Source organism: Salinarimonas soli (genome assembly GCF_008386575.1).
GTDB classification, from domain to species: domain Bacteria; phylum Pseudomonadota; class Alphaproteobacteria; order Rhizobiales; family Beijerinckiaceae; genus Salinarimonas_A; species Salinarimonas_A soli.
On sequence record NZ_VUOA01000033.1, the window covers coordinates 133518 to 142509 of the forward strand.

The following is an 8992-nucleotide window of genomic DNA, read 5'->3' on the forward strand; positions in this document are numbered from 1 at the left end:
ACACGCCCGCCACCTCCGGTGCGAACGGGCGGGGGAACCGCATCCATCGGAGGACAGCATGACCACCGGATCCGCCGCAGGCACCTGGGACTTCTGGATCGACCGCGGCGGCACGTTCACGGACGTGATCGCGCGCGATCCGGCGGGGGCGCTCCATGCCCGCAAGGTGCTGTCCGAGAATCCGGAAGCCTATCGCGACGCCGCCGTGCAGGGGATCCGCGAGCATCTGGGCCTGAAATCCGGCGAGCCGATCCCGGCGGGCCTCGTGGGCGACGTGCGCATGGGCACCACGGTCGCCACCAACGCGCTCCTGGAGCGAAAAGGCGAGCGCACGCTGCTCGTCACCACGCGGGGCTTTCGCGACGCCTTGCGCATCGGCTACCAGGCCCGCCCCGACATCTTCGCCAAGCGGATCGTGAAGCCCGAGCAGCTCTATTCGGCGGTGGTCGAGGTCGACGAGCGCGTGCTCGCCGACGGCACCGTCGAGCAGGCCCCCGATCTCGAGGCCGTGCGCCGGGATCTCGAGGCGGCGCGGGCCGAGGGCTACGGCGCGGTGGCGATCGTGTTCATGCACGCCTACCGCTATCCCGAGCACGAGCGCGCCGTCGCGGGGCTCGCCCGCGCCATGGGCTTCCCGCAGGTCTCGGTCTCCCACGAGGTGAGCCCGCTCATCAAGCTCGTAGGGCGCGGCGACACGGCGGTGGTCGACGCCTATCTCTCGCCGATCCTGCGCCGCTACGTGGCGCAAGTGTCGGAGGAGCTCGACATCGAGCGCACGGGCGCGCGGCTCATGTTCATGATGTCGTCCGGCGGCCTCACGGCCGCCGAGCTGTTCCAGGGCAAGGACGCGATCCTGTCGGGTCCCGCGGGCGGCGTCGTGGGCCTTGCCGAGACCGGCCGGGCCGCGGGCTTCGACCGGGTGATCGGCTTCGACATGGGCGGCACCTCCACGGACGTGGCGCACTTCGACGGCGAGTACGAGCGCGCCTTCGAGACGGAGGTGGCGGGGGTCCGGATGCGCGCCCCCATGATGCTCATCCACACCGTGGCGGCGGGCGGCGGCTCGATCCTGCACTATGACGGCGCGCGCTTCCGCGTCGGTCCGGATTCGGCGGGCGCCAATCCCGGCCCCGCCTGCTACCGCCGCGGCGGGCCGCTGGCGGTCACCGACGCCAACGTGATGGTGGGCAAGCTCATCCCCGACTTCTTCCCCGCGATCTTCGGGCCGGACCAGAGCGAGCGCCTGGACGCCGAGGCCGTGCGGGCGAAGTTCCAGGAGATGGCCGACCAGATCGGCGACGGGCGCTCGCCGGAGGAGGTCGCCGACGGCTTCCTCACCATCGCGGTCGCCAACATGGCGGAGGCGATCAAGAAGATCTCCGTCCAGCGCGGCTACGACGTGACGAGCTACGCGCTCAACTGCTTCGGCGGCGCGGGCGGGCAGCATGCCTGCCAGGTGGCGGACGCGCTCGGCATGAAGACGGTGCTGATCCACCCCTTCTCAGGGCTTCTCTCGGCCTACGGCATGGGGCTCGCGGATGTCCGCGCCACCCGCCAGGCCGCCATCGACGTGCCGCTGCCGGCCTCGCACGGCGCGATCCGCGAGGCCGGCGACCGGCTCGCCACCGCCTGCATCGACGAGCTCACGGGTCAGGGCGTGGCCCTCGACGGGATCCAGGTCGTGGTGCGGGCGCAGGTCCGCTACGCGGGCACGGACACCACCATCGAGGTGCCGGCCTACGAGATGCGCGGGCGCGCCGCGGGCGACAGCCACCTGGACGCCATGCGCGAGGCCTTCCAGGCCGCGCACCGCCGGCGCTTCGGCTTCATCGACGAGACGAAGGACCTCGTGGTCGAGGCGGTCTCCGTCGAGGCCATCGGCGGCGGCGCCCGCTTCACGGAAACGCCCAAGGGCACGGCGACGGGCGGCGAGGCGAAGGCCACCCGGAGCGTGCGCTTCTTCTCCGGCGGGCGCTGGCACGACGCCAAGGCTTATGCCCGGGCCGACATTCCCGTCGGCGCGCGCGTCCAGGGGCCTGCCATCATCGTGGAGCCGAACCAGACCATCGTGGTGGAGGACGGCTGGGCCGCCGCGCTCACCGACAAGGACCACCTCGTCCTCGACCGGGTCACGGCGGCCTCGCGGCGCGCGGCGGTGGGCACGCACGCCGACCCGGTGATGCTGGAGATCTTCAACAACCTGTTCATGTCGATCGCCGAGCAGATGGGCGTGACGCTCCAGAACACGGCGTACTCGGTGAACATCAAGGAGCGGCTCGACTTCTCCTGCGCGGTGTTCGACGCCGCCGGCAACCTCGTCGCCAACGCGCCGCACATGCCCGTGCATCTGGGCTCCATGGACAAGTCGGTCGAGACCGCGATCCAGATGAACCCGGTGATCCGGCCCGGCGACGTCTTCGCGCTCAACGCCCCCTATAACGGCGGCACCCACCTGCCCGACATCACGGTCTGCACCCCCGTCTTCGACGAGCGCAACGAGCGCATCCAGTTCTGGGTGGCCTCGCGCGGCCACCACGCGGATGTCGGCGGCGTGGCGCCGGGCTCGATGTCGCCGCTCGCCACCCATATCGAGGAGGAAGGGGTCTATATCGACAACTTCAAGCTCGTGGAGGAGGGCCGCTTCCGGGAGCGCGAGCTCGTCGCGCTGCTCACGGGCGCGCTCTACCCCGTGCGCAACGTGGTCCAGAACGTCAACGACCTGAAGGCGCAGATCGCGGCGAACGAGAAGGGCGTCGCGGAGCTCAAAAAGATGATCGCCCATTTCGGGCTCGACGTGGTCGAGGCCTATATGGGCCACGTCCAGGACAACGCCGCCGAGAGCGTGCGCCGGGTGCTGGAGCGCCTCAAGGACTCGTCCTTCGAGTACGAGCTCGACCAGGGCAGCTTCATCCGGGTGAAGATCACCGTCGACAAGGCGGCCCGCGAGGCGACCGTGGACTTCACGGGCACCTCGGGGCAGCGGCCCGACAACTTCAACGCCCCCGCCCCCGTGACCCGCGCCGCGGTGCTCTACGTCTTCCGCGTCATGGTGGACGACATGATCCCCATGAACGCCGGGTGCCTCAGGCCCATCCGCATCGTGGTGCCCGAGGGCTCCATGCTGTCGCCGCGTTATCCGGCCGCCGTGGTCGCGGGCAACGTCGAGGTGAGCCAGGCCGTGACCAACACGCTGTTCGGGGCGCTCGGCGCCATGGGGGCGTCGCAGGGCACGATGAACAACCTCACCTTCGGCAACGAGACCTACCAGTATTACGAGACGATCTGCTCCGGCTCGCCCGCGGGTCCCGGCTTCGACGGCACGGCGGGCGTGCACGTCCACATGACGAACTCGCGCCTGACCGATCCGGAGATCCTGGAGACCCGCTTCCCCGTGGTGCTCGAGGACTTCCACATCCGTGGGGGCTCGGGCGGGCGGGGGCGCTGGAGCGCGGGCGACGGCACGAGCCGCACCATCCGCTTCCGCGAGCGCATGGAATGCGCGATCCTCGCGAGCCACCGCCGGGTGCGCCCCTTCGGCGCCGCGGGCGGCGAGGCGGGCGAGCTCGGCAAGACCCTGGTGCGCCGGGCCGACGGGGGGGTCGAGGAGCTCAAGGGCTGCGACCAGACGGTTCTCGATCCCGGCGAGGCCGTGACCGTGATCACGCCGACCGGCGGCGGCTACGGCACGCCCGAGGACAATGCGAAGGCGGCCGAGCGCGCGCTGGAGGAGACGGCCTGACCGGGGATTGGGTGCTTGGCGGGGGCGGCCCAATCCGACTGCCCCCATGAAGCGCCCTTCGAGGCACCGCCAGATCAAATCCGGGCTGCACCCCTCTCCCATGGGGAGAGGGGCCGGGGGTGAGGGGGTACCACGCGGATCCAGAGATCTCCCCTCATGCTAATGAGCCCGCGCAGTGGGCGTCTCGAAGCACGCACCACGCCTATCATAGCCGTCCTGTGATCCCTGGAGCGCCCTTCGAGGCCCTGCTACGCAGGGCACCTCAGGACGAGGGAGAGGGTGGGACGAGCGGCCCACCCTCTCCCCCTCAACGCCCCTCGATCCCCGCGGCCGCGTTGGCGAATTGGCTGCGGGCCCGCCCGTCTGGCACCGTCCCGGCCTCCCGGCACCAAGCCAAAAACGTCTCGCGCTCGATCACGACCCGCACCACCTCGAACCCCACCCGGGTGAGCTCGCCCTCGACCTGGCCGGCGCTGGCAAGCCAGGTCCCGTGATCGGCGGGCAGCTTGTCGCGATCGGCCATGGCGGCGCGGGTGTCGGCGTAATCGGGCGCCGCGAACCACGGCATGGCAAGGCGGCCGCGGCTCACGGGCGCGTTCCCCGGCGGGACGGGAGGTGGGCTTGCATCGGGTTCGCCTGTCATGGCTGAGGGTGGGGCCTGCGTCTCTAACGCATTTACGCCCCAACCGCCTCGCTGGACCGGCATTCAGGCGGGCTCCAGTGCCGATCCCGCCAAAAAGGACGTCCCCGGCGCTCGGACGGGTCGCGCGGCGGGCGGGGCTCGTGCTAACGGGATGGCCCGTCGAGGCCGATCCGATGCGCGTCCGCTCCGCTCCTCCCCCTCTCGTCACCGCCCCTCTCGCGGCGGGATCCACCGGCCCGCGTACGCCCGCCTCGAACCGGCGGCCGGACGGAGGCCCGCGCCCGAAGGCGGAGCCGGAGGTGGCCGACATCCTGAACGCGGGCCTGCCCGGCACCGTCCCTCCCTTCACCCGCCGGAGCGGGGCGCGATGAAGGGGCATCGGGCGGCCTGGGCTGCCATCTCGCTGCTTCTCGCCCCCGCGGCGCGTGGCGAGCCCGCCGATTTCTTCGCGCAGCCCTCACTCACGGCGGGGCTGACCCGGATCTTCAACGAGAGCGACGCGGAGGGTCTCCACAGGCTTCTCGCCCCGGAGCTGCGCGACCTCCACCCGGTCCCGCGCCTCGCCCGCACCCTCGCGCTCTGCCGCGCCCTCACCCAGGACATCCTGCGGCTCGGCCCCGCGTCCTTTCCGTCCATGGGCGCCCGGAACGTGGGGTTCTTCACGGCCGAGGCCGAGACGGGCCTCTTCGAGCTCGTGATTGAGGTCGACGGGGACGGGTTCGTCACCCGTCTCCTTCTCTCCGACAACCTCGACGCGCCCGACCAGCAATGCCTCGTCGGCCCCCGGTGACCGAGGCTTACGCGTCCGCCTCCTCGCGCCCGGGACGGACCGCGAGCCAGGCCGCGGCCAGCATCGTCGCCATGCCGACCCCCTCGTGGACGGCGATCCGCTCGCCGAGCAGCACGACGCCGAGCCCGACGGCGATGGCCGGCGAGACGTAGCAATAGGCGCCCGCCCGCGACGGCCCCCAGTCGCGCACCAGGACGAGATAGATGGTGTAGGCGGCAAGCGACCCGCCGGCGACGAGGAAGAGCCAGGCGCCCCAGGCCATCGCCGGCCAGCGATGCGGCAGGGCCGCGAGCGCGCCGGGCTCCGCGGCGAGCGCCGCGAGGGTCGTCACCACCCCGCCCCAGAACAGGGTCACCCCCGCGACGACGAGGGGCGGATAGACCCGCAGGAGCGGCCGGGCGATCACGGATCCGCCCGCATAGACGAGCGCCGACAGGATGATCGCCCCCACGCCCCAGGCCTCAAGCGGCGACCCGGTCCCGGGCGTCGAGGCCTTGGGCCCGAACAGGACGGCGAGGCCCAGTGCCCCGAGCCCGATCGCCAGCCCCTTGCGCCGGCTGAAGCGCTCCTCCCCCGCCAGCACCGCGAAGCCGAGCAGCGCCACGGGCAGGAAGGACAGGTCGATCACGGCGGCAAGGCCCGACGAGACGTGGATCGTGCCCCAGAACAGGAGGGGATAGGTGAGCGCCACCATCAGCAGCATGGCGAGAGCGAGCCGCCCCCGGTGGGCCGGCGCCACCGCCGTGGATTCGCCCCGCATCCGGCACCAGAGCAGGATGATGCCGCCCGCCGCGAGGAAGCGCGTCCCGGAGAAGAGCACGGGCGGCACCGAGGCGAGCCCCACCTTCGCGGCCACCCAGGTCGCGCCCCAGATCAGGCACATGAGGGCAAACAGAAGCGTCCGCCGGTCGACATGGGAACGCATCCGGGCCTCCGAGCCGATTCCCCCGTGCCGATCCTGCGCAGGTCGGGCGCGCGGGCGCGAGTCCCAAATCCCGCAAGCGCGATCAACCGGACCCGGCCTAGTCTCCCGGGCGTGGACGGAGCACGGGATGAAGAAGGACGCGACACGCCTGGATTATGGACGGCGCATGCAGCGCGTCGCCGCCCATATCGCCCGCCACCTCGACGAGGACCTCACCCTCGAGCGGCTCGCCGGCATCGCCTGCTTCTCGCCCTACCATTTCCACCGCCTCTACCGGGCGATCACGGGGGAGACGACGGGCGAGACCGTGCGCAGGCTGCGGCTCCACCGGGCCGCGAACGAGCTGGCGCAGTCGACCCTGCCCATCGCGGGGATCGCGCGGCGCGCGGGCTACGGCTCCGTCGAGGCGTTCAACCGGGCCTTCGCGGCCGACCACCGCCAGCCCCCCGCGGCCTTCCGGGCCCGGCAGCTCCACGAGACGGCCCACCCCACCGAAGGAGACACGGATATGACCCAGGTCACGATCAAGGCGTTCGATGGCGCGGCCGTGGCGGCGCTGCCCCACCGGGGCGATTACCAGGCCATCGGCGGACGCTTCGAGGAGCTGACCGCTTGGGCCGGGGCGAACGGCCTGTTCCAGGTCCCGCGCCGCTGGTTCGCCATCTACTACGACGACGCGGCGGCGGTGCCCCAGGCGGACCTGCGCTCCGAGGCTTGCGTCGAGATCGAGCCCGGCCGGCCGCTCGGGCCTGGCATGGAGGAGCGCCGCATCCCGCCGGGCCGCGTCGCGACGATCGTCCACCGGGGCCCCTACGCGGAGCTGGAGCGGGTGTACCGCACGCTCTACGGCGAATGGCTGCCCCGCAGCGGCGAGGAGCCCGACGACCGGCCGAGCTTCGAGGAATATCTCAACAATCCCCGCGAGGTGCCGCCTGCCGAATGGCTCACGGAGGTATTCCTGCCGCTCAAGGGGCAGGTGCTCCCTGCGGGCGCATAGAAACCGGTGCGACGCGGGCCGAGCCGATGATAAGCGTGATCTATGCCCCAAAGAACCCGCGTCGCCGTTCTCTATGGTGGTCGATCCGGCGAGCACGAGGTCTCGCTGCAATCCGCCGCCTCCGTGATCCGCCATCTCGACCGGGAGCGGTTCGAGATCGTCCCCGTCAGCATCGACAAGGCCGGGCGCTGGCAGCTGCATGGTCTCCACCGGCTCGACGAGGCCGGCGGCGACGCCCTGCCGATCCCTCCCGACGCCCCAGAGGTGCGCCTCGCAGGCGGGACCGAAGGGCGCTGCGCGCTGATCCCGCTCGCCGGAGGGCAGGCGACGGTCGAGATCGACGTGGTGATCCCGGTGATGCACGGGCCGCTCTACGAGGACGGCGCCATCCAGGGCCTCCTCGACCTCGCCGAGGCCGCCTATGTGGGCTCAGGCGTCCTCGCCTCCGCGCTTGCCATGGACAAGGACGTCGCCAAGCGGCTTGCGGGCCAAGCCGGCATCCCGATCGCCCCCTACCGGGCCTTCACCCGCAAGAGTTTCGAGCGCGGCTCCGACGCCCTCCTGGCGGAGATCCGCGAGGCCTTGAGCCTGCCGGTCTTCGTGAAGCCCTGTAACATGGGCTCCAGCGTCGGCATCCATAAGGTCAAGGACTGGAGCGCGCTGCGGGCCGCCCTCGACGATGCCTTCCAATACGACGTGAAGGTGCTCGTCGAGCAGGGGATCGACGCGCGCGAGATCGAGGTGGCGGTGCTCGACGGCGACCCGCCCTTCGTGAGCCTCGCAAGCGAGCTCAACCCGCGCCCGCACCACGAGTTCTACTCCTACGCCGCCAAGTATCTCGACCCCGACGGCGCCACCGTCGACCTCCCGGCCCGCCTCGACCCGGCCGCGATGGAGCGCGTCCGGGGGCTCGCGGCGCAGGTCTTCGAGGCCCTCGGATGCAGCGGCCTCGCGCGGGTCGACTTCTTCCTCGACCGGGCGAGCGGCGCGTTCTACTTCAACGAGATCAACACCCTGCCCGGCTTCACCGCGATCAGCATGTATCCGAAGATGATGGAGGCCTCCGGCGTCTCCTATCCGGAGCTGCTCACGCGCCTCGTCGACCTCGCGGTCGAGCGCCACCGGACGCGCCACGGCCTGCGGCGGGATTTCAACGGCTGAGGGCCCGCGCTCGCGCCATCCGCGGCTTCCCGCCGACGCAGATGCAAGAAGGGCCGCCCCGAGGGGCGGCCCTTCGCAGTTTCAGGTGCTGGCGAGCGAGCCTTAGAAGTCCATGCCGCCCATGCCGCCCATGCCACCCATGCCGCCGCCGCCCGGCATCGCGGGGGCGTCCTTCTTGGGCGCCTCGGCGATCATCGCCTCGGTGGTGATGAGCAGGCCCGCGACCGAAGCCGCGTCCTGGAGCGCCGTGCGCACGACCTTCACGGGGTCGATGATGCCGGCCTGGACCATGTCGACATACTGCTCCGACTGGGCGTCGAAGCCGAAGGTCGCCGAGGTCTCGGCGTTGATGCGGCCGACCACGATCGAGCCCTCGACGCCGGCGTTCTCGGCGATCTGGCGGATCGGGGCCTCAAGGGCGCGCAGCACGATCTTGATGCCGGCCTTCACGTCCGAGTTGTCGGAGGTGAGCTTCTCGACCGCAGCCTTGGCGCGCAGGAGCGCCACGCCGCCGCCGGGAACGATGCCCTCTTCCACGGCCGCCTTGGTGGCGTGCATGGCATCGTCCACGCGGTCCTTCTTCTCCTTGACCTCGATCTCGGTCGCGCCGCCGACGCGGATCACCGCGACGCCGCCAGCCAACTTGGCCAGACGCTCCTGGAGCTTCTCGCGGTCGTAGTCCGAGGTGGTCTCCTCGATCTGCGCCTTGATCTGGGACACCCGCGCCTCGATGTCGG

General features: G+C 71.3%; 7 protein-coding genes. 4 read left to right on the forward strand and 3 right to left on the reverse strand.

Annotated features, from left to right (window positions below; all coding sequences use genetic code 11):
* The first annotated feature begins 58 nt into the window (after positions 1-58).
* Positions 59-3739, forward strand: coding sequence for a hydantoinase B/oxoprolinase family protein (locus F0L46_RS18445; RefSeq protein WP_149820252.1), 3681 nt, complete (start codon positions 59-61; stop codon positions 3737-3739).
* 307 nt (positions 3740-4046) lie between these two features.
* Here the strand turns inward: F0L46_RS18445 and F0L46_RS18450 are convergent, their stop codons facing one another.
* On the reverse strand, positions 4047-4328 hold the full coding sequence (locus tag F0L46_RS18450) for a hypothetical protein (RefSeq protein ID WP_240540055.1): 282 nt from the start codon (positions 4326-4328) through the stop codon (positions 4047-4049).
* Positions 4329-4749: 421 nt separating this feature from the next.
* On the opposite strand from F0L46_RS18450, the gene F0L46_RS18455 reads away from it, so the two are divergent.
* Entirely contained in the window at positions 4750-5172 is a 423-nt protein-coding gene (locus tag F0L46_RS18455) for a hypothetical protein (RefSeq protein ID WP_149820254.1), read from the forward strand.
* Positions 5173-5179: 7 nt separating this feature from the next.
* On the opposite strand, the gene F0L46_RS18460 is transcribed toward F0L46_RS18455, so the two are convergent.
* Positions 5180-6097: a DMT family transporter gene (locus F0L46_RS18460; RefSeq protein ID WP_149820256.1), complete on the reverse strand. Its 918-nt coding sequence runs from the start codon at positions 6095-6097 to the stop codon at positions 5180-5182.
* A 127-nt stretch (positions 6098-6224) separates the two neighbouring features.
* Here F0L46_RS18460 and F0L46_RS18465 point away from each other — a divergent pair, with 127 nt between their 5' ends.
* Positions 6225-7094: an AraC family transcriptional regulator gene (locus tag F0L46_RS18465; RefSeq protein ID WP_149820258.1), complete on the forward strand. Its 870-nt coding sequence runs from the start codon at positions 6225-6227 to the stop codon at positions 7092-7094.
* A gap of 42 nt (positions 7095-7136) precedes the next feature.
* Positions 7137-8255, forward strand: a complete 1119-nt coding sequence (locus tag F0L46_RS18470; RefSeq protein ID WP_149820260.1) for a D-alanine--D-alanine ligase family protein — start codon at positions 7137-7139, stop codon at positions 8253-8255.
* A gap of 102 nt (positions 8256-8357) precedes the next feature.
* On the opposite strand, the gene F0L46_RS18475 is transcribed toward F0L46_RS18470, so the two are convergent.
* Positions 8358-8992, reverse strand: a 635-nt coding sequence (locus tag F0L46_RS18475; protein ID WP_276315605.1) for a TCP-1/cpn60 chaperonin family protein, incomplete at its 5' end; no start/stop codon positions are given.

Coding starts and splice junctions, on each gene's coding strand:
- F0L46_RS18445 (WP_149820252.1), top strand. CDS start 59: ATGACCACCGGATCCGCCGCAGGCACCTGGGACTTCTGGATCGACCGC.
- F0L46_RS18455 (WP_149820254.1), top strand. CDS start 4,750: ATGAAGGGGCATCGGGCGGCCTGGGCTGCCATCTCGCTGCTTCTCGCC.
- F0L46_RS18460 (WP_149820256.1), bottom strand. CDS start 6,097: ATGCGTTCCCATGTCGACCGGCGGACGCTTCTGTTTGCCCTCATGTGC.
- F0L46_RS18465 (WP_149820258.1), top strand. CDS start 6,225: ATGAAGAAGGACGCGACACGCCTGGATTATGGACGGCGCATGCAGCGC.
- F0L46_RS18470 (WP_149820260.1), top strand. CDS start 7,137: ATGCCCCAAAGAACCCGCGTCGCCGTTCTCTATGGTGGTCGATCCGGC.